17 protein-coding genes and 2 riboswitches are annotated in these 22039 nt (G+C 36.3%); of the genes, 2 read left to right on the forward strand and 15 right to left on the reverse strand.

Features of this window, described 5'->3' with window-relative positions; all coding sequences use genetic code 11:
* Window positions 1-33 precede the first annotated feature (33 nt).
* The 15 genes from metH to ABN763_RS14975 form a co-directional block, all read right to left on the reverse strand.
* The gene (gene metH / locus ABN763_RS14905; RefSeq protein WP_410486289.1) at window positions 34-2718 is read right to left on the reverse strand and encodes a methionine synthase; all 2685 of its coding nucleotides are present in this window, start codon (window positions 2716-2718) and stop codon (window positions 34-36) included.
* Window positions 2718-2999 (reverse strand): antibiotic biosynthesis monooxygenase family protein, encoded by a 282-nt coding sequence (locus tag ABN763_RS14910; RefSeq protein WP_410486290.1) that lies wholly within the window; start codon window positions 2997-2999, stop codon window positions 2718-2720. The genes metH and ABN763_RS14910 overlap by 1 nt, the downstream gene beginning before the upstream one ends.
* Window positions 3000-4001, reverse strand: a complete 1002-nt coding sequence (locus tag ABN763_RS14915; RefSeq protein ID WP_410486291.1) for a homocysteine S-methyltransferase family protein — start codon at window positions 3999-4001, stop codon at window positions 3000-3002.
* A gap of 253 nt (window positions 4002-4254) precedes the next feature.
* Window positions 4255-4358, reverse strand: a riboswitch (SAM riboswitch).
* Window positions 4359-4552: 194 nt separating this feature from the next.
* Window positions 4553-5608: an NAD(P)/FAD-dependent oxidoreductase gene (locus ABN763_RS14920; protein ID WP_410486292.1), complete on the reverse strand. Its 1056-nt coding sequence runs from the start codon at window positions 5606-5608 to the stop codon at window positions 4553-4555.
* Window positions 5609-5694: 86 nt separating this feature from the next.
* Window positions 5695-6477 (reverse strand): uroporphyrinogen-III C-methyltransferase, encoded by a 783-nt coding sequence (cobA, locus tag ABN763_RS14925; protein ID WP_410486293.1) that lies wholly within the window; start codon window positions 6475-6477, stop codon window positions 5695-5697.
* Window positions 6464-8560: a nitrite reductase gene (locus tag ABN763_RS14930; RefSeq protein ID WP_410486294.1), complete on the reverse strand. Its 2097-nt coding sequence runs from the start codon at window positions 8558-8560 to the stop codon at window positions 6464-6466. Before ABN763_RS14930 ends, cobA begins: the two co-directional genes overlap by 14 nt.
* 180 nt (window positions 8561-8740) lie before the next feature.
* The gene (locus tag ABN763_RS14935; RefSeq protein ID WP_410486295.1) at window positions 8741-9907 is read right to left on the reverse strand and encodes a trans-sulfuration enzyme family protein; all 1167 of its coding nucleotides are present in this window, start codon (window positions 9905-9907) and stop codon (window positions 8741-8743) included.
* 108 nt (window positions 9908-10015) lie between these two features.
* Window positions 10016-10435, reverse strand: a complete 420-nt coding sequence (locus ABN763_RS14940) for an OsmC family protein (RefSeq protein ID WP_410486296.1) — start codon at window positions 10433-10435, stop codon at window positions 10016-10018.
* 23 nt (window positions 10436-10458) lie between these two features.
* Window positions 10459-11442 carry an alpha/beta fold hydrolase gene (locus tag ABN763_RS14945; protein ID WP_410486297.1) on the reverse strand — a complete coding sequence of 328 codons (984 nt, stop codon included), beginning with the start codon at window positions 11440-11442 and terminating at the stop codon, window positions 10459-10461.
* A 63-nt stretch (window positions 11443-11505) separates the two neighbouring features.
* Window positions 11506-12792, reverse strand: coding sequence for an O-acetylhomoserine aminocarboxypropyltransferase/cysteine synthase family protein (locus ABN763_RS14950; protein WP_410486298.1), 1287 nt, complete (start codon window positions 12790-12792; stop codon window positions 11506-11508).
* A gap of 115 nt (window positions 12793-12907) precedes the next feature.
* Window positions 12908-13012, reverse strand: a riboswitch (SAM riboswitch).
* Between the two features lie 182 nt (window positions 13013-13194).
* Complete coding sequence (gene metK, locus ABN763_RS14955; RefSeq protein WP_410486299.1) at window positions 13195-14451, reverse strand: methionine adenosyltransferase; 1257 nt, start codon at window positions 14449-14451, stop codon at window positions 13195-13197.
* Window positions 14452-14630: 179 nt separating this feature from the next.
* A complete protein-coding gene (locus ABN763_RS14960; RefSeq protein ID WP_410486300.1) occupies window positions 14631-17315 on the reverse strand; it encodes a carboxypeptidase-like regulatory domain-containing protein in 2685 nt (894 codons plus the stop codon).
* A 47-nt stretch (window positions 17316-17362) separates the two neighbouring features.
* The gene (locus tag ABN763_RS14965) at window positions 17363-18232 is read right to left on the reverse strand and encodes a GLPGLI family protein (protein ID WP_410486301.1); all 870 of its coding nucleotides are present in this window, start codon (window positions 18230-18232) and stop codon (window positions 17363-17365) included.
* 91 nt (window positions 18233-18323) lie between these two features.
* Window positions 18324-19163, reverse strand: coding sequence for a GLPGLI family protein (locus tag ABN763_RS14970; protein ID WP_410486302.1), 840 nt, complete (start codon window positions 19161-19163; stop codon window positions 18324-18326).
* Between the two features lie 16 nt (window positions 19164-19179).
* A complete protein-coding gene (locus tag ABN763_RS14975; RefSeq protein WP_410486303.1) occupies window positions 19180-19557 on the reverse strand; it encodes a hypothetical protein in 378 nt (125 codons plus the stop codon).
* 126 nt (window positions 19558-19683) lie between these two features.
* On the opposite strand from ABN763_RS14975, the gene ABN763_RS14980 reads away from it, so the two are divergent.
* Both ABN763_RS14980 and ABN763_RS14985 read left to right on the forward strand, forming a co-directional pair.
* Window positions 19684-21144 carry a sensor histidine kinase gene (locus ABN763_RS14980; RefSeq protein WP_410486304.1) on the forward strand — a complete coding sequence of 487 codons (1461 nt, stop codon included), beginning with the start codon at window positions 19684-19686 and terminating at the stop codon, window positions 21142-21144.
* 8 nt (window positions 21145-21152) lie between these two features.
* Window positions 21153-21833, forward strand: coding sequence for a response regulator transcription factor (locus ABN763_RS14985; protein ID WP_410486305.1), 681 nt, complete (start codon window positions 21153-21155; stop codon window positions 21831-21833).
* Window positions 21834-22039: the final 206 nt, after the last annotated feature.

The raw sequence follows: 22039 nt of genomic DNA on the forward strand, positions 1-22039 counted from the left end.
TCGCCTATAACTTCGGCGACCACATCTTGCAGATTAAGCGAGATTTGGACTAAGCCATTTTCGAGCCAATTCCAAATCAATGTTTTTACGTTTACTATAATCTTTTAGCTGATCTTCTGTGATTTTCCCTAATCCGAAATATTTAGCATATGGATTGGCAAAATAATATCCAGATACTGATGCCGCTGGCCACATGGCCAAACTTTCAGTAAGTTCAACACCAATAGTTTCTTTAACTTGTAACAGCTCCCATATTGTTTCTTTTTCTAAATGATCTGGACAAGCTGGATAACCAGGTGCTGGTCTAATACCTTTATATTCCTCTTTGATCAAGGCTTCATTCGTCAATTTTTCATCAGCAGCATAGCCCCAATGTTCCTTTCTTACTTTCTCATGTAAAAACTCGGCATAAGCCTCTGCCAAACGATCAGCTAATGCCTTAATCATGATCGAATTATAATCGTCATGGGCATCCTCGAATTTTTTAGCTAGTTCTTGAGTACCAAAACCTGTGGTTACACAAAAACAACCCATATAATCTTGTTTGCCCGATTCTTTAGGAGCAACAAAATCGGCTAATGCGAAGCTAAGTTTACCCTCTCTTTTTTTGAGTTGTTGTCTGAGGGTGCGAAACATATAGGCGCTTCGACTGCGTTCAGTCTGACCTTGTATTGTTACTTCAATGTCATCATCATTTACAGTATTTGCGGGAAAAATACCAAATACAGCTTTTGCTATTAGCTGTTTTTTTGCAACTACTTCTTTAAGCATTTCTTGAGCATCTTTAAATAAGCTAGTAGCTTGTTTACCAACGACATCATCGGTTAAAATATCGGGATATTTTCCGTGAAGATCCCATGATCTAAAAAACGGACTCCAATCGATATATGAGACTAATACACTTAAATCTTGATCTTGTATAATTTGAATCCCTTCTTGATTTGGTTTCATCGCTTCGAATGAATCCCAATCAATTTGGAATTTTCTTTTTCTTGCTTCTTCTAAGCTGATGTATTCTTTTTGTTTCCCTCTAGTTAAGAACTGTTCACGAAATTTGTTGTATTCTTCCCTTATTTGTTCCTTAAATTGCCCATTATCTTCCTGTAATAAATTCCCAACAACGGTCACCGCTCTTGATGCATCATTTACATGTACAACGGTATTAGAATACTTAGGCTCTATCTTAACAGCTGTATGTGCTCTAGATGTTGTCGCACCCCCTATTAAAAGTGGAATATTGAGATCATTTTTCTCCATCTGATCTGCTAGATATACCATTTCATCTAAGGAAGGTGTTATCAAACCGCTTAAACCAATAGCATCTACTTTTTCTTCGATTGCCGCTTGAATGATTTTTTCCGGTGGTACCATCACTCCAAGATCGATTATCTCGTAATTGTTGCATGCTAGTACCACACCAACAATATTCTTTCCTATATCATGAACATCTCCTTTTACTGTCGCTAACAAAATTTTACCGACTGCACCGGACGAACTGTCTTTTTCCGCCTCGATAAACGGATTTAAATATGCAACGGCCTTTTTCATCACCCTAGCTGATTTTACCACCTGGGGTAGGAACATTTTTCCACTACCAAATAGGTCACCCACCACATTCATTCCCGTCATAAGATGTCCTTCAATTACTTGAATAGGCCGGTCAACCGACAAGCGAGCCTCTTCGATATCTTCTAAAACAAATTCATCAATACCTTTAACTAATGAATGGGTAATTCTAGATTGTAGTTCCTCTGATCGCCAAGCAAGTTTTTTAGAATCATCCTCTTTTTTGCTTCCCTTTACAGTTTCAGCAAAGTCTAATAACCGTTCAGTGGCATCATCTCTTCTATCCAACAAGACATCTTCAACATATTCCAATAAATCTTTAGGAATTTCGTCATATACTTCTAACATTGCTGGATTCACAATTCCCATATTCATACCATTTTTAATGGCATGATATAAGAAAGAAGAATGCATCGCTTCTCTAACTGCATTATTCCCTCTAAATGAAAATGACACATTGCTTACCCCACCACTTACATTGGCATGTGGTAAATTCTCGCGTATCCATTTTGTAGCATTGAAAAAGTCAAGTGCATTTTTTCGATGCTCTTCCATTCCGGTTGCAACTGGAAAAATATTAGGATCGAAAATGATGTCTTGGGGAGCAAACTTTACCTTATCAACCAGAATACGATACGACCGTTCGCAAATTTCAATACGGCGTTCATAATTGTCGGCTTGACCATCTTCATCAAATGCCATAACAATTACTGCTGCACCATACCGTTTTATCAAGGTAGCCTGTCGGATAAATTCTTCCTCCCCACCTTTTAAGCTAATGGAATTGACAACACATTTACCTTGCACTACTTTTAATCCTGCTTCAATAATTTCCCATTTTGAGCTATCAACCATTATAGGAACGCGCGCAATATCGGGCTCAGCAGCAATAAGGTTTAAAAATTTAGTCATGGCATAAACACCATCTAACATTCCCTCATCCATATTGACATCTATGATCTGAGCCCCACCTTCTACCTGATGTCTTGCGACCTCGAGCGCCTCGTCATATTTTTCTTCTTTTATAAGCCTAAGAAACTTTCGAGATCCGGTAACATTCGTTCGCTCACCAACATTTACGAAATTACTTTCGGGAGTAATGACCAATGGTTCGAGACCTGATAGGGTTAGGTATTTATTTTGACTACTCATTAGCTGTAATGTTCTACTATTGGAAAAGGCTCATAATAATGATGTAGCAACGACTTCCATGTTTTATATTCTTCCGACTTTCTAAAACCTATTTCGTGGTCTTCAATTGTTCTCCAGTTCACTAACAAAATATACTTATCCTCCTGTTCAACACATTTTTTTAGTTCATGAGAAATATATCCTTCCATTGAAGAAATGATGGTTTCCGCTTTTTTAAAGGAATATTCAAAATCGGCTGATAAGCCTGATTTAATATGAAGGATGGCTACTTCTAAAATCATTTAAAGATATGCTAGAATTTGTCTTGGCTGGTACCTAGCCGCGGCTTCGGCTATCAGTTTTATATGGTCTGGTGTTGTACCGCAGCACCCACCAATGATATTGACTAAATTGTCTTCTAGATAGCTCTCAATTAATTGTTGCATTTCTTCAGGAGTTTGATCGTATTCCCCAAAAGCGTTTGGCAAACCAGCATTAGGATGAGCGGATGTAAAGAATTCTGTTTTTTTTGACAAACGACTTAAATATGGCTTTAATTGATCGGCACCTAAAGCGCAGTTGAATCCTACACTTAACAATGGAATATGTGAGATCGAAATTAAAAAAGCTTCCACTGTTTGTCCTGATAAGGTGCGACCCGAAGCGTCGGTTATCGTACCGCTAACCATCACCGGTATATCAATGTCTTTTTCTTCTTTTACTTCTTCGATTGCAAAAAGTGCAGCCTTAGCATTTAACGTATCAAAAATCGTTTCGACTAGCAGAATATCAGCACCACCATCAACTAATGCCTCGGCCTGTTCTCTGTAAGCAATACGAAGTTCATCGAAAGTAACTGCTCTAAACCCGGGATCATTGACATCAGGAGACATACTTGCTGTTCGATTGGTCGGACCCATAGCACCTGCAACAAATCTAGGTTTATAGGGTTCTCTCGCGGAGAATTCATCAGCAACTTCTTTGGCTATTTTGGCCGATTGGTAGTTGAGTTCATATACCAATTCTTCCATACCATAATCGGCCATTGCAATGGTAGTCCCCGAGAAAGTATTAGTTTCCACAATATCTGCCCCAGCTTGAAAATAAGCCTCATGTACTTCTTTGACCGCATCTGGCTGTGTGATCGAGAGTAAATCGTTATTTCCTTTTACTGGTGAAGACCAATCTTTAAATCGCTCTCCTCGAAAATCTTCTTCTTCAAATTTATAACGTTGTAGCATGGTACCCATTGCACCATCGAGCACTAGAATTCGTTTTTGTATTTCTTTTTCTATTGTTGCCATTTTAATTTCTTATTAACCAAACTAAGTGCTTTTAGTCGGTCCATAAGGAGACTTTTACACTTCGCGTTAGACCAGCCCTTACCAACCAGTACGTTCGGGCGGGGATTGTAGCTGATACCCCATAAGTTTTGAGCAATAAAACTGAGGAGTAAAAGCGTAAAGCCCGACCTATCGAAACTACAATAGTAGTGAGATGAGGTAACGCCAAAAAATTAAGAAATGGTAAAAGGATAAACGAGACTGATGGTCTTTGCTGTTATCTTTCCATACATAGATGGTAGAACGTAGCACCTTCTCCTAGAAGGAGGGTTGCTAAGGTTTTAACGGGTCTAATCCCTACACCTTTCTTAATAACGTTTAGTTTGTAAATGAACTAAGGCAAATATAAGTTGCATTTGATTGGTAGGCAAATGTGATTTTAATAAAAATACAGCTACTTTTTTAAGAAAGTGAAAACAACTCAGGGTATAAACAAACACCACTCTTCAAATTAATTTTAATTGAACTCACGAAATGACATAAAAGAGCGTGAGTCAGAGCAAATTTTATTATTAAATAATTGCTTTAACTACTTCTTTCTTGGCTTCTTTTTTAGTACCATCAAAACCGTTAATACCACTTACCGTTGTGTATTTCATAACGTATCGCTTACCAGGATTAATGCGTTGGTAAGCGCTTTGACACATAACTGCCGCTTCATGAAACCCCGATAAAATAAGCTTTAGCTTACCCTTATACGTATTAACATCGCCAATGGCATAAATTCCAGGAATGTTTGTTTGATAATCATAAGAATTATCAACCTTAATAGCATTTTTTTCGATCTCTAAACCCCAATTAGCAATGGGGCCTAATTTAGGTGAAAGACCAAATAATGGAATAAAATAGTCTGTTTCGATATGAGACTCGCCATTTTTTAAGTGTTTTATAGTTACTGCTTCAAGAGAATTTGTACCATGTAACTCTTTTACCTCAGCTTCGGTTACCAATTCAATTTTACCGAGTTTTGATAACTCGGCAACTTTTTCAACAGAATCTAGTGCGCCGCGAAATTCGTTTCTTCTATGAACTAAATACACTTCTGAAGCGATGTCGGCGAGATATATCGACCAATCTAATGCAGAATCACCACCACCAGCAATAACTACACGTTTGTTTCGATATACTTCAGGATCACGAATAATGTAAGCAACCCCTTTATCTTCGTAGTCTTCAATATTGTCGATAGGTGGTTTTCTTGGTTCAAAAGACCCTAGTCCCCCTGCAATAGCAATTACGGGAGCACTATGCTTTGTGCCTCTATTTGTGGTTACGACGAAGGTGTCATCTTCAATTTTTTCAATGGTTTCAGCCCGCTCACCTAACGTAAAGCCAGGTTCAAACGATTTAATTTGCTCCATCAAATTATCGACTAAATCGCCCGCATTGATCTCAGGGAATCCTGGAATATCGTATATCGGCTTTTTAGGATAAATCTCCGCCAATTGTCCACCAGGCTGTGGTAAGGCATCGATTAAATGCGTTTTTAATTTAAGTAAACCCGCCTCGAAGACGGTAAATAATCCAGTTGGCCCAGCGCCAATTATTAGTATATCTGTTTTTATCATTTTTTTGGATATGAGATGTGAGACTTGTTTTACCCCCTCGACTCCGCTCGGGATGACCTTGAAAAATCAGTTTTAATCCTCGAATTCTAGAAACTTAGTGATTGAAATTCTTCTATCATTTTTTGGTGGTTGAATTGCTTCATGATTTTACGGTGATTGACAACTTCGCCAATTATAATTACAGCAGGATTGCTGATAGCTGAATAGCCCACTCTTTGTGCGATATCATCAACAGTACCTACTACGATCTCTTCATCATAACAAGTACCATTTTGGATAATGGCAACAGGAGTATCTGACCTATCATTCATTTTAAATTCATTTACGATTTCATTCAATTTGCTCATTCCCATTAAAATAACCACTGTTGCTGTTGATTGAGCAGCTAAGCGTACATCTTTAGATAGCTTATGATCTTTAGTAGTCCCTGTGATTACCCAAAAACTTTCTGATGCTCCGCGTTTAGTGACTGGAATGTTTTGCAGCGCAGGAACAGCCAATGAAGACGAAATACCAGGAACTAGTTCCGTTTCGATGCCAAAATTGGCGGCATATTCCATTTCTTCGGCACCACGACCAAAAACAAACGGGTCTCCACCTTTAAGTCTAACCACATGACCATGACTTAAAGCGCGACTTACGATCAATTCATTAATTTGATCTTGTTGATAAGCGTAACACCCTTTTCGTTTTCCCACAAAAATTTGTTCCGCAGTTGGAGCAAAACTTAGTATTTCTTTATTTACTAATGCGTCATATAAAATAACATCAGCTTCTGCTAAAGCCTTTGCAGCTTTGATTGTTAATAGCTCAGGATCTCCTGGCCCTGCACCTATTAATGTTAGTTTTGAATTTTTATTTGTCTGCATGCGCTAATTCTTTTTGTCTAAAGACATCTACTTTTTTGTAAAAAGCTTGAGCGTCTTTTAGGTATTTAAGTGCAAAATCCTGAGTGGGTTCGTTTTGATTTATTTGGTACACAAAATCTGAAAAAGGTTGTCCTAAACTAAAATCGCCAGTAGCAACGAAAACCTCATCAAAACCATTAATAATGCTCGCATGTGTATTGGTTTTCTTATTTTCTGATAATAACAAAGCCTTTGCAGTATTGACCATGGCTGTGTAGGAATGATAAATACTATCAGCCCATTTTTCTTGTTCCAAAGCAGTTGTTGCATTTGTGATTTTTTCCTCACTTTCAAATAATAAGGTTGCGATAAGGTCAATCACAACACCGGCACATTCGCCAACGCCCACTGCCTTGATATAGGGCTCAGCATGCCCCCAATCTATAAAGTCGTCTTCAACCAAATTCGTGGTATCCGATAACGGCTTAAGAAGGTTATAAAAGTATTTTTCTCCTTGACGATCGTAATACTCTAGAAAATTCTCGGCATCACTGTTTAATTCGAAATCATTCAAAATATACCGAAGTGCTTGAGGCCCTCTTTTACTGGGTACTTTTAAAACCTTATCTGCAAAACGTCCCTGACCATTTCCTAAAACCCCACCACCAAGCAATATTTGTAAGGCTGGCGCTACCAATTTCCCTGATTTAATTGACATCCCCTGAAAGCCGATATGTGCCATATTATGTTGGCCACAAGCGTTCATACATCCACTAATTTTAATGAGCACCTCTCTATTATTTAAGTATTGAGGATATTCATCCACTAACACTTTTTCTAATTGTGTTGAAATCCCTGTACTACTGGCAATTCCTAAGTTACAAGTATCTGTACCAGGACACGCTGTAATATCAACTGTTGAATTATACCCAAGTTCAGTGAACCCTAATTCTTTTAACTTTACAAAGAAAAAAGGCAGAAGTTCTTCTTTTACATGACGAATTAAAATGTTTTGTCTAAGTGAAAACCGGAGCTCATTAGCAGCATATCTCTTAATGAGATTTGCTAGTTTACGTGCTTTGTAGGTATAAAAATCACCTAAAGGAACGCGAATGCCAACCGCATAGAAGCCATCTTGTTTTTGTTTGATTGCATTAGAATCTTTCCAAGCTTTATATTCTAATGCGTTTTCAATACGTACTTTGGGAAGTTCAGGTTTAAGTTTCGAAAGATCTATATAGAAGTCTGAGGTGCTAATAGGATATTGAGAAGTGGAAAGGGCTTTTTGCTCTTGCTCAACTAATCGCAAAAAGGCATCCAGTCCTATATCCTTTAAAAGGAACTTCATTCTTGCTTTTTGCCTTTTATTACGTTCACCGTAACGATCAAAAATTCGCAGGATGCCCTCAGTAACAGGTATAATTCGGTCAGCTTCTAAAAAATCATATAATACGTCTGCATGTCTTGGCTGTGAACCTAGTCCTCCAGCTAACATTACCTTGAATCCGCGTTTACCATTTTTTATTTTGGCGATAAACCCCAGGTCATGGATATAGCTGAGGGCAGTATCCTCATCAGTAGCTGAAAATGAGATTTTAAATTTTCGTCCCATTTCTTGGTTGACCGGGTTACGCAAAAAGAACTTGAACATAGCATCAGCATATGGGCTGACATCAAAAGGCTCATTAACATCAATACCAGCGGTTTCACTAGCAGTAATATTTCGGACCGTATTCCCACATGCTTCGCGCAATGTGATATCATCTTTTTCTAACTGAGCCCATAGTTCAGGGGTACGATCAAGACTAACATAATGTATTTGAATATCTTGACGGGTGGTAATGTGTAATCGTCCAGTGGAAAACTCATCAGAAACGTCCGAAATTCGTAAAAGTTGATCTCCTGTTACTTTACCAAATGGCAATTTAATGCGAATCATTTGGACACCAGGCTGTCGCTGTCCGTAAACACCTCTGGCCAATCGAAGGCTCCTAAATCGCTCTTCATCGACTTTACCCTCTTTGAAAAGTGCAATTTTCTTTTCTAACTGAATAATGTCCTTTTCAATAATCGGGTTTTCTATTTCGGTTCTAAAACTTTGCATATTCTATTATTCTACTAATTCTATGGATTATTAGAATTATTGACGAAAGTAATTCTATTATTCTTTTATTTTGTACTCTTTACATTAATTTAACTATTCTATAGGATAAGTAGGATATTATAACAAGAGATTAACTTCTTTCTCCTAACTAAAGGAGAGGAAACATTGTTTAAAACTATATTAAGGAATAGATTGTAGTGCTTGTTTCAAATCAGTTATAATATCTTCCGTACTTTCTAAACCTACTGATATTCGCACCATTCCATCGGTAATACCAACTTCTCCCCTATCATCAATACTTAATTTACTATGCGTTGTTGACGCAGGATGTGTTACAATTGTACGGGTATCCCCAAGGTTTGCTGAAAGAGAGCACAACTTAATGGTATTTAAAAATTCCTTTCCAAATTCAACCCCTCCCTTTATCTCAAATGCAATAATATTTCCCCCAAGTTTCATTTGCCTTTTCGCAATATCATATTGCGGATGAGACTTTAAAAATGGATATTTTACCCAATTAACCTTAGGGTGTGTTTCTAAAAACTCCGCGATTTTTAAGGCATTTTCACAGTGCCTGTCAACCCTAATGGCCAATGTTTCCAAGCTTTTAGAAAGTACCCAAGCGTTAAATGGTGATAATGCTGGTCCTGTATTTCTTGAAAACAAATAAATTTCCCGAATCAAATCAGCTTTACCAACTGTCACGCCTCCCAACACTCTGCCCTGCCCATCGATTAATTTGGTAGCAGAATGAATTACTAAATCAGCACCAAACTTAATTGGATTTTGTAAGTACGGAGTAGCAAAACAATTGTCAATAATCAAAATAAGGTTGTGTTTTCTTGCTATTTTACCAAGTCGCTCTAAATCAACTATATCAACTCCAGGATTGGTAGGCGATTCCGCATAAATAACCTTGGTTTTTGGTGTTATCAGCGACTCAATTTTATCGACTTCACCAATCTTGAAATAACTGGTGTTAATATTCCATTTTGGTAAAAACTTAGTAAACAAGGTATGGGTTGAACCAAAAACCGATCGTGCAGAGATGATATGGTCACCGCCATCCAAAAGTGCTGCAAAAGTTGAAAAAACAGCAGACATTCCCGTCGCAAAGGCATAACCTGCTTCCGCACCTTCCATATTACATATCTTATCAACAAACTCTGACGTATTCGGATTTGTAAATCGGCTATAAATAGTACGTTGCTTTTCCTCACTAAATGAAGCCCTCATATCTTCTGCATCTTCAAATACAAAACTAGATGTTAAGTATAGCGGACTTGAATGCTCCTGAAAATCAGTGCGGTCTATTTGTGTACGTATTGCTTCCGTTTCGAAGTTCATTTTTTTAGTTTAATATCTACCGGGCTTCTAAAACTTTTTCGGTTGATTGTATTTTTTTGGTTAACGCCTCTTCTCTAGTCCCTCTCCTCAAGGAAAGAGCAGTTCTTCCTATACCTCTTTTCCATTTAGTATTACTTTGTAATGCATTGTAACACCCGGTTCCATGGTTTTAGAAACTGAACAATACTTATCAAAAGATAATGTTGCCGCGCGCTGCGCTTTTTCCGGTGAGATATTACCTTCTAACGAGATTGTAACATGGACATCCTTAAATGGTTTTGCGCCATCAATCTCTATACGATCACCGCTAACTTCAGCTTTGTAGGCAGTGATTTCTTGTCGCTGTTTATTTAATATGGCCACCACATCAATCGCACTACAGCCAGCTACTCCCATTAATAATAACTCCATCGGACTTGTGCCTTGGGGATTGTCTACACTACTATTATCAATATGTACTTCATTACCACGGCCATTTACCGCAACAAAATGGAAATCTTCACTAACCCTTTCTAAACTTATTTTCATTTTCTTGTTCTGTTAAACATTATTCAAGGCGAAACTAGTTGTTTATTAAATACACTATTCAATAATTTTTCTAACTGGTCAAATTCGATCAAAAAAGCATCATGCCCATGAATGGATTTAATTTCGTGATAAAAAACATTCGTTTTTACCTTAGACAGTTCTTCTACTGTTTCTTTATTCTCCTGTGCGGTAAAAAACAAATCAGAGTCTACTCCAACAACATGAATAGCTGCTTTAATCTTTGACGCTACTTCCAGAAAATCATTACGATTTCTTGTAATATCAATACTACCCAATAACTGATTTAATAACTTATAAGATGCGAGTTGAAACCGGCCCTTCAATTTTTTACCATGGTGTAATAGCCAACTTTCAATATTGAAAATACCAAGGTCTTTATTTATCGTTCTATTGAATCGTCTTTTAAACGAATTCGGTGTTCGATAACACAACATAGCCTGAATACGGGCATCATGAACCGGATTTGACGAGTTATTCAAGATTAAATCTTGTAATAAGGTATTAGCCAACATCCAATCAGACGACTTCCAATCGGATGCAATTGGAATCAAGTTTTGAATTAATACAGGATTTAACGCGGCTAGCTCCCATGCAATTCCGCCTCCCACCGATCCGCCAATGCAGGCATACAAACCAGATATTTTTAACAACTGCAGACCTTGATTGAAAATGTCAGCAATATCCCGTGCGGAAAAATCCTTATAGTTATCAATTAAAAATCCGTCAAAACCATTTCCAGGAATATTGAATGCCAAAACCGTGTAAACTGAAGTATCAATTAACTTGTTTTGACCTATTAAATCATTCCACCAACCATGTTCACCAATAACTTCTGAGTTTGCGGTTAGTGCGTGATTTACCAAAACAATTGGTGCACTACCCAAATCAGGACCAAAAACCTGGTAGGAAAGGGGAATAACATTATAAACCGCTCCGCTTTCCGTCTGGAAATTAGTGATTTGTATGTTGTTAAGTTTAGAAGACATTTTTACGTATCAGTTATGTATGTTGATCAATAGACCTCTCAACTCCGGTCGAGGTGACATAGTTTAAGCCAGCACCTTAATCTTTGTAAAAGCTTCTTTTAAGTCGGCCTTTAAATCGGCAATATCTTCTAAACCAACTGAAAGACGAATCAAATCTTTAGAGACCCCTGTGGACTCCTGAGCGGCCTCATCTAATTGTTGGTGTGTGGTACTAGCAGGGTGGATGATCAGTGATTTGGTGTCTCCGATATTTGCTAGTAATGAAAATATTTTGGTTTCATCAGCTACCGTTTTAGCCGATTCAAAACCACCTTTTACACCAAATGTCACAATACCACTTTGTCCTTTTGGAAGGTACTTTTGCGCAAGAATATTATAACTACTTGTTTGTAGTCCCGGATAATTAACCCAAGCCACTTCTTCCTGTTCTTGTAGCCACTGTGCTAATGCTATTGCATTTTCACTATGTTTTTTAATACGTACTTCTAAGGTCTCTAAGCCTTGTATTATTTGAAAAGCATTAAACGGACTTAAGGCTGCGCCGTGATCGCGAAGACCTTCGATTCGCACTTTAGCAATAAATGCTGCAGAGCCCAAAACATCATGATATACTAAACCGTGGTAACCCGCAGAAGGTTCTGTAAATTCGGGAAATTTTCCATTTGACCAGTCAAAAGTTCCTGCATCGATAATTGCTCCACCTAAAGCAGTACCGTTTCCATTAATATATTTTGTAAGTGAATGTATTACAATGTTAGCCCCATATTCAATAGGATTCAACAAGGCAGGCGTAGCCACAGTATTATCGACAATTAATGGTACTTTAAAAGCCTGTGCTTCTTTAGAAATTGCCTCAATATCTAATACATCTAATTTAGGGTTTCCGAGAGATTCAATGAAAAATGCTCTTGTATTTTCTTGTGTTGCTTTTTCGAAATTTGAAGGACTCGAAGGATCGACAAAAGTAGTAGTGATTCCAAGTCGAGGTAGGGTTACATTTAACAAATTATACGTTCCCCCATACAAACTATTAGAAGCGACAATATGATCGCCAGCTTTTAATAACACTAATAAGGCTGTCGAAATTGCTGCTGTTCCAGACGCAGTTACCACTGATGCAATACCACCTTCAAGGGCAGCTAGTCTTTGTTCTAAAACATCATTAGTCGGATTGTTCAGCCGGGTATAAATATAACCGGGTTGTGAAAGATTAAAGAGGTTTGCTGCATGATCGGCATTGTCAAAAACATAGGCAGTGCTTTGATATAAAGGAACTGCTCTTGTGCCTCCATTTTGGGTTACATCATGCCCGGCATGTAACGCATTCGTTGAAAATTTTTGTGTACTCATTTTTCTTTTTTTTGAGTTAATTAATCTTTTAAATCAAAAGTCAAACACATCATGACTGATGTACTTAATAGAAAAATGTTATAAGAAATGGCAATCACTGAATGGTGATTCCGTTTGGTTATCTATCCGATTTTCGGTAGAATTTAGCACCTTCTCCATCTAGAATGAAGGGTTGCTAAGGCTTCCTTGGGTCTATTCCCTCAGCCTTTCTTGATAACATTTCAATATATATTTGAACTTTGCTAGACAGTAGGCTATAACACCTTAGGCTGTCTTACTGAATACAAATATTCAGTTATAAATTTTAAAAATCCTAATTGGCATCCTTAAAATACTGTTAGAACGCCAATTATTCACAGATTCTCAAAATATCTTTATAAAAATGAGAATAATCTACTTAACTTATAGACTAAACTCTTCTTTTACTTTATCAACATAATCTAATTTCTCCCAAGTAAATAACTCGACTTCTTTTTCAATCTTACCGTTATAAGGTGACTCAAAAGTTTTGGTTATCACTTTAGGTTCTTTACCCATATGGCCATATGCTGCAGATTCTAGGTAAATGGGATTTCTCAATTTTAAACGTTCTTCAATTGCGAAGGGTCGCATATCAAAAATTGAAGCGACCTTTTCTGCTATTTCTCCATCATTTAAATCAACCCTTGCTGTACCATAAGTGTCTACAAATATTGAAGTTGGTTCTACCACACCAATGGCATAGCTCACCTGCACTAAAATCTCATCAGCTACACCAGCGGCTACCAGATTTTTTGCAATATGTCTTGATGCGTACGCTGCACTTCTATCAACCTTACTCGGGTCTTTACCACTAAATGCGCCACCACCATGTGCGCCTTTTCCACCATAGGTATCTACAATAATCTTACGTCCGGTAAGTCCTGTGTCACCATGTGGTCCGCCAATAACAAACTTACCTGTGGGATTAATATGATATTGAATATCATTATTGAATAGCTCTTGAATATGTGCCGGTAATTGGCTCACTACCCGTGGAATCAAAATCTCAATAATGTCTTTTTTTATCTTAGCTAACATTACGGCATCATCATCGTCAAAATCATCATGTTGGGTAGAAACAACAATAGTATCAATACGTTGCGGTACATTTTCATCGCTATACTCAATAGTTACCTGAGCTTTTGCGTCCGGACGTAAATATGGAATCACATTTCCCTCTTTTCTTAAATCAGCCAATACCTGAAGAATTTTATGAGAAATATCCAATGCCAAGGGCATGTAATTTTCCGTTTCCCTGGTGGCATACCCAAACATCATCCCTTGGTCTCCAGCACCTTGTTCCTCTTTACTTGCGCGGTCAACACCCTGATTAATATCTTGGGATTGCTCGTGAATTAATGAAATCACCCCACATGATTCTCCACTAAATTGGTATTCTCCTTTTGTATAGCCTATGGTATTGATAACATCTCGAGCGATAGTTTGAACATCTAAATAGGTGTTACTTTTTACCTCGCCTGCTAAAACAACTTGTCCTGTTGTGACTAATGTTTCGCAAGCAACCTTGCTATCAGGATCGAATGCTAAAAAATTATCCAGTAATGCATCACTAATTTGGTCAGCTACTTTATCGGGATGTCCTTCACTAACCGATTCTGATGTAAATAAATATGCCATTAATTCGCTTTCTATAAATATTGAGGATTTGACGAAAGCGCTTAAAGAAGTTTACACTGCTTTAGCATTTTTTATTGAGGTTGCAATCAGTCAAATCCTTCCTCTTTTTATTTCGGTTGCAAATGTATGAAACTATTTTATATCTGTAATACTAGAATTTATATTTGATATAGTATTAACTAAAGATTATAGGTCAAACTGGCTACAACATATCTTGGCTGCACAAAATAGCTCGATGTATTGTTGAAAAGCTCACTAAAACTATCCCTGTTGATTGCTTCAGTATCTAGTAGGTTAGTTACCGCCAATTTATACTCCCATTTACTGTCTTTCTTTTGATAGAACAACTCCGCATTCATAAAACCATATTCATTTAAAGTAGTAGAGCGATCTCGGTAGTTATAATAGCTATAATCGGACTTCAAAAGAAAGTTTTTGGCAAATGCCCAGTCTAACCGAATAAATGGTCTACTGGTAAAAAAGGTTGTTTCTGTACCATTATTGTCATAATCATTTTTGGTGAAACTATACCCGAGATCAAAATTTGGCCCTTTTTTAAAATTAGTATTGACTTCAGCACTGTACACTTGGGTGGTGCTTATACTCTTACTTGGGCGGTTATTGACAATGTTATTGAAGTTAGACCAATTAAAATTCGCTCTGGCTGTTCCCTTTATTTTTCCAAAAGTGCGAGTAAAATTCCCAAGAGCGCTAAACACTTCATCTGCGAAATTAGAATTTACAGGTAGGCTTATTCTATCGATACCTTGAAATTGTGATGTGGTTTTAATTGGGTCTCTTCTAACACTATAGTTCACTCTTGCAAAAATGTTGGTAAAGTTGAACATGTTGAAACTAAAATAGTTCATACTATAGGAGTCAAAGAAAGCATTTTCCAAATTTCTATTTCCTTGTGACAAGCTATTATAGTTATTAAAAACAAAACCTTGTGCCAACCTGTTAATATCAGTAAACTGCGCGGTTATTGCATAATTCAAGTTAATACTTTCTGATTTTTTTAGCTGAATACGGACATTAGCATCTGGTAATAAGAGCCACTTATTAGTGTCAATAGTGGTTCCTAATTGAGTATCCTTAAGTGAATAATTATGTAGGCTAACTCCGGGGTTAAAGGTGAAAATTCCGGTAATAAATTTGTAGTGAACCCCGCTGTAAAAATCATTAAAATTAAACCTTACATCGTTTGTCAAATCCGATTCGGTAAAACTATTTTCATTTCCGTTGTCCAAAATCTGAAAAATACTACTATCAAAATTTTGAGTACTTAATGTAGATCCGAAAGTGAAGTTGAGATTACTTTTTTTGTTTAAAATGTAATAATAATCAAGCTTGGAATCGAACTTACTTGTTTTTACCTGTTTATTCTGATTGATGTTAAATCTGTTTTGATCAACTAAGGGCAATGCAGATTGAAAAGGTTGCTCATCTCTTATTGCGCGATAAAAAGGGTCATCATCCTGCAATAAATGAACTGCTTCTAAAGCAAATACATTTTTATCATTCAATGTATAATAGGCATTTGCGTTTTGTTGAATTGAAAAAGGTGTATTTTCCAATCGTTCGGTTATATTTTCTGAAATATCTCTTACAGAAAGAAAGTTAGCATCTTCTTCTTGGCTTGATAATTTACCAAAGGCGTCATAATCTAATCGAAAATTAGCATTTGGTTTGTAAGTAGCGCTTAACTTCATCAAACCAAGTTTAGCCGATTGATTCGTATTGTCAAAAGTACGCTCAACTACATTATCACTAGGATCGTCATTGTCATCGATATACGTTCGCGTCGAATTAGTGATAAGGTCGTTCTTATTGTAATTGAATATTCCAAATCCGCTAATATCAAGAGTTTTACTTGCAGTTACGCTAAAATTTGCAGCGACAAACTTTGTGTCAATCTCATTTGCCCGATTATTTTGAATGGTTGCAAAAGCAAGATCATTATTTGCCACATTAAACGAGGTACCACCGCGACCAAAGTTTCTAAAGCCACCTGTAAAATTGAAATAATCACGTCTGGTAAATGGCACTTCACCTATATTATTAAGATCAGTTATTACGTTAATACTGTATTCAGGACTGTAATAAAACAATTTAGGTTTTACTATATATCGATCTGCAAACCCACCACCAGCTGTAACATCACCAAACCAAAAGTTCTTTTTACCTTCTTTAAGTTTGATATTGATTGCAACATTATCTTGATTATTGCGTAGATTTCTCATTTGTCCCACCTCATCATAATTGCGTAGAACTTCGACCTTGTCCAATGCATCTGCAGGAATATTTTTAGTTGCTAGTTTAGTATCACCATCAAAAAAATCTTTCCCTTCGACCATCAATTTATTTACAGTCTTTCCTTCAACCTCGATCTCACCATCATCATTCACTTCTACTCCAGGTAACTTTTTAAGTACATCTTCCAACTTCCGTTCCGTACCATTGGTAAATGAATCTGTGTTATATACTAACGTATCACCTTTTACTACAACCGGCATTTCATACACAACTTCCACCTCATCTAGCTCATTCGATTTCTCGGTCATGACAAAGTCAACTTGTATATCTGCTTCTTTTGCTTCTATTTGTTTTGGCTTGGCTGAGAGGCCGATAAAACTAACTTTTAAAACATACGTATCATTAGCCGGCACTACAATTTTATAGCGCCCTTTATCATTGGTAATACCATAGCCGGTCATTGCATTATTTGCTTTTTTGTAAGCGATAACATTAGCTACTTCTAACGGTTTACCCAATGAATCTTTTACAAAACCACTGATAGTAATATCTTGAGAAAAGGCATAGGTAGTGCATAGCACAAGTGCTGAAAAGAGTAATTTTTTCAATGTCTTAAGTTTAGTTGATTATATGATTGATGTTAAAAGAGTGGGGATTAAAACCCTCTTCGGCCCCCTCGGTTACGACCACTCCACTGCTCTCGCATTTCTTTCATTTTTTGTTTAGCGATATTATTAAACTCCTGTTGAGAAACTTGTTTACCCTTTGATGGTTTTTCAAGAATCTCTTTTTCCTTTGAGTTCATTATAATTTTGTTGCATAACAATGTAGTTCGTCCTGATTGTACTTCTAAAATGAGTCCCGGCAACCCCCAATATTCTCCTGGACCTTGACTTACAGGGATTTCAGGGGAGTACCAGGCCACCACTTCTATCTCTTTGGGGGTCTCTATTTCTCCTTTCTCTTTGGTAACCGAATCGTTTTTAACCTCAGCCCCTGCTTGATTTCTGTTTCTATTGCCTCTTCCTCGACGCATATTTCTCCAATCAAGTTCATCAACTTTTTTCATTGCGGTCGCTTTGAAACAAGTATAATTCCCAATTTTCTTCGTTTCATTTTCCATTTTCCATTTTAGCTTCGGTAAGCTGTCTTTAATCAAAAAGTTCTTTCCAAAAAACTCACGTTGATCGTAATAGTTTCCTTCCTTGATTTCCTTAAAATAATTAGTTGAAGAAAAACTACTCATCATTCCTCTCCATCTTCCACCACCACCAGAACCGGGAGTATCTAATTGCTCTTCTTCCTTATAAATAGATGATGATTGATTGAATGTAAGTACATATGTTTTCTCTAACATTGACTTCATCCTTTCAGCAATTTGTTTTTTCATTTCCGGTGAGAGTTGCCTTCCCCCAAAATTCATATCAACTCCTGTTTTACTAAAATAATAGGCCTTACCTTGAAATTCTTGTGCATATAAGATGGTGGAAAAAATAGCGAATAAAAGAACGAGTATTGTTTTCATAATGGATACTTAAAGTACTTTAGACTTTAATATTACCATTAAGTTTAATCCAAATATGTTAAAACTCACTTATTTTCTAACAATTAAATAACTAGCCTCCAATTTTGATACTTATCGTATTTTCGCCATCCCCACTTCTGTTATTCTGAAAATTCTTCATCATTTCTTCTGCTTTTTTTTCTGCAATTTTTTGGTACTCTTTCTTGGTTACTTTTTTGCCTTTCTTAGGTTCAGCAATTGTAATGGTCTCTTTAGGGTTCATCACTATTTTGCTACAAAGCATTAACCGATCGCCATTTTCATTTACTTCCAAAATCAATCCAGGTAATCCCCAATAATCATCAGGTCCATTATTGATCGGGATCTCAGGAGTGTACCAAGCCGTAATCACTCGGGTTTCCATCTCTTCTGTTTCCTGTTTTTCATTATTCACATAGGTTATTTTTTTACTTTTTTGTTCCCATGTTGCCTTATAACAGGTATAGTTGCCTATTCCTTTTGTTTCATTAGTTAATTTCCATTCCGGCTTTGACAATGAATCTTTTACTAAAAAAATCTTTCCGAAAAGATCAGTCTTTTCAGCAAATCGAGATTCTTTTGTATTCTTATACAGAACATCCGATCCGCCTCCGCTACCAATTACACTTATCATTACATTTCCAGCAGCAGCACTCGGACTTGACAAAGCTGCTTCTTGTTTCCAAGTGGATTCATATTGGTTAAATGTTAAGGTGAATTCTTTTTGAAACTGCTTGCGCATACGCTGCATAATTTCTTTTTGCATATCTCCAGAAACCGAAGTGCTGTCTAACGTAATCTTCATTTTCCGATCGGTCTTATATGTAGCAACACCTTGAAAACCCTGGGCGTGACTAGCACCCAGGATGGTAAATAAAAGTATGATGGTTGATAAAAATTTTAAACTGTTCATTTTGTTGATATTTGTTTTATTTGGATAGATTCTTAATCATTTTCTTAATTCCGTTCTTACGCTTAATCGACTCTTCATATAACGCATCAGCATTACAGGCGGGTCCACTTACCTTAAAACTTACATTGCTTATGGTTGCATTATTCGACTTGCTTTTTATCTCCTTCACAGTAAACTTCAAGCTTACTTCTTTAGATAAATCAGTATTCTTTTTGAACAAGTTGAATACTTCTCTAAATGTTTTGTCAAAATCCTGTTCGAGATCATCTTGATTATCAACCGAGATCTCAATTTTGCTTGTATACTGATCTTCGGTAATTTTAGATTCTTGAGCAAAGCTCGAAAAGGTGGTTAACACTAAGGTTAGTAAGAATAAAGTGGTTTTCGCTATCATTTTTGTTTAATTATTTATTGTTGAACACATCAAAATTGCACATTCAATTGAATAAACAAGGTTAACCAGTGTTAACGAGTGTTAACCGATTTAGAAAAACCCATTTTTACCCACTACATTTGAACCATGAATGAACGTCTGTATAAACGAATAGTCTATTTTGTAGCAATTACTATTGTAGCTACAATTAGCATTCAAGTGTATTGGAACATAGAAAACTACAAAACCAACAAACAACGTCTCATCAATGAAGTACAAATCGCTTTAGACAATGGTATTGAAGCTTATTATGCTGACATTACTAAAAACAACACGATTGCTTTTATAGATACTGATACCACAAAGCACAATGATAAAACCCGAATCGGAAATATATTTAAGCAAATAAAATTCGACTCCCTTTTTAAAGTAGATAAAGACAGCTTCGGTGTAAATAAAACAAATGGCCAAATAAGTTTCAAAAGTGCCATCGACTCTATTGATAAAGATTCTTTTAAAATATCTTCTATTCAAGTTTTTAAAGGAAAACCAAAAGTTGACAGCATTAATCGCTTAGAAGGACTGAAAACAAAACTCGTGGTATCTTTTAGTAGCGATTCTATTGATTTTAATAAGTTGGATGATTTTTTCACTATTGAATTAAATAGAAAAAAATTACCAGTTGATTTCGGCTTTATTCACTCAAAACAAGATAGTATAGTTAGTGTATTTCAAACCGACAAAAAGAATCTATACTGGCTTTCAACCTTTTCAAAATCTACTTACTTACCAAGCGATGAAAAATTAGAACTCCTATTTTCTAATCCTACAGCAGCTATCTTAAAAAGAAGTTTAACTGGTATTATTCTATCGTTGGTTTTATCGATAGCAATAATCTTCTGCTTATTATTTCTACTTAAAACCATTAGTAAACAAAAGGAGTTAGCAGAAATAAAAAATGACTTAATAAGTAATATTACCCACGAGTTTAAAACACCTATTGCAACTGTTTCTACAGCTATTGAAGGAATAAAAAACTTCAACGAGACCAACGACAAAGAAAAAACGAACAAATACCTGAATATTGGCGATCAGCAGTTAAAGAAGCTTCATCAGATGGTTGAGAAATTACTGGAAACTGCCACCCTAGATAGTGATAAATTGATATTAAATAAAGAAGATGTCGATGTCGTGGCAATGATGAGAAAGTTAGTAGAAAAATACCAACTACTATCAACTGATAAAACCGTTAATTTCACCACTAATATTTCAGAACTAGAAATTACTGTTGATGCATTTCATTTTGAAAACGCCATTGCTAACCTAGTTGATAATGCATTAAAATATGGTGGCGATACCGTTGAACTCAATATCAATTCGATGTTAGACAAAGTGGAAATTTCTGTTGGCGATAATGGCAATGGAATTGACAAATCGCAACGAGAAAAAATATTTGACAAATTTTATAGGGTTCCAACAGGAAATCGTCATGATGTAAAAGGTTTTGGTATTGGTTTATTCTATACTAAAAAGATTATCGAAAAACATGAAGGGACAATCCAGCTACTTTCTGATACGAAAAACACTATTTTCAAGGTCACACTGTAAACACATTAATGAATAAAAAAATAAAAATATTACTAGCCGAAGATGAGCCAGCTTTAGGTCAAATTGTGAAAGAAAGTTTGGAAACTCGTGATTTTGAAGTGCTTTTTTGTCAAGATGGCGACCAAGCATATACGCTATATAAAAATGAAAAACCTGAGGTGTTAGTGCTAGATGTAATGATGCCTAAAAAAGATGGCTTTACGTTGGCTAAGCAAATTCGTGATGAGGATCAAGCAATACCTATTATATTTCTTACAGCGAAATCTCAAACTAGTGATGTTGTTGATGGTTTTAAACATGGGGGCAATGACTACCTAAAAAAACCTTTTAGCATGGAAGAGCTTATCGTTCGTATTCATGCCTTACTCAATCGAGTTAACAAAACAAAAAACAATAGCGCAATTGCGATTGGCGACTATCAGTTTAACTACACAAAACAAGAACTATCTTTTGACGAAAGTAATATCTCACTGACACATAGGGAGGCCGAGTTGCTTTATCACTTAACTGAAAAGAAAAATGAGATATTAGACCGATCATTCATCCTGAAAAAAATCTGGGGTGATGATGACTTTTTTAACGCAAGAAGCATGGATGTTTTTATTACCAAACTTCGTAAAAAGTTAAAACAAGATTCCAACGTTCAAATTGTAAATGTTAGAGGTTACGGATATAAACTTATTTGTTAAACAGTTGAAATCCTCAACATGCTTTATCTTTACATCAAATAAGAAGCAACTGAATTTACGCTATTCTGGTTGATTATTAGAATCAAGTCCCATCTAAAAGACCAATAAAAAACAAATACGTTTGCGTTGAATACTATTTTAGTCTTCAATAGCTGCCGTTCACCGAAAATGGGTGAAAATCCATTTTGGCATAGAAACCAAACCTT

The organism is Spongiivirga sp. MCCC 1A20706 (assembly GCF_046524175.1).
Lineage (GTDB): Bacteria > Bacteroidota > Bacteroidia > Flavobacteriales > Flavobacteriaceae > Spongiivirga.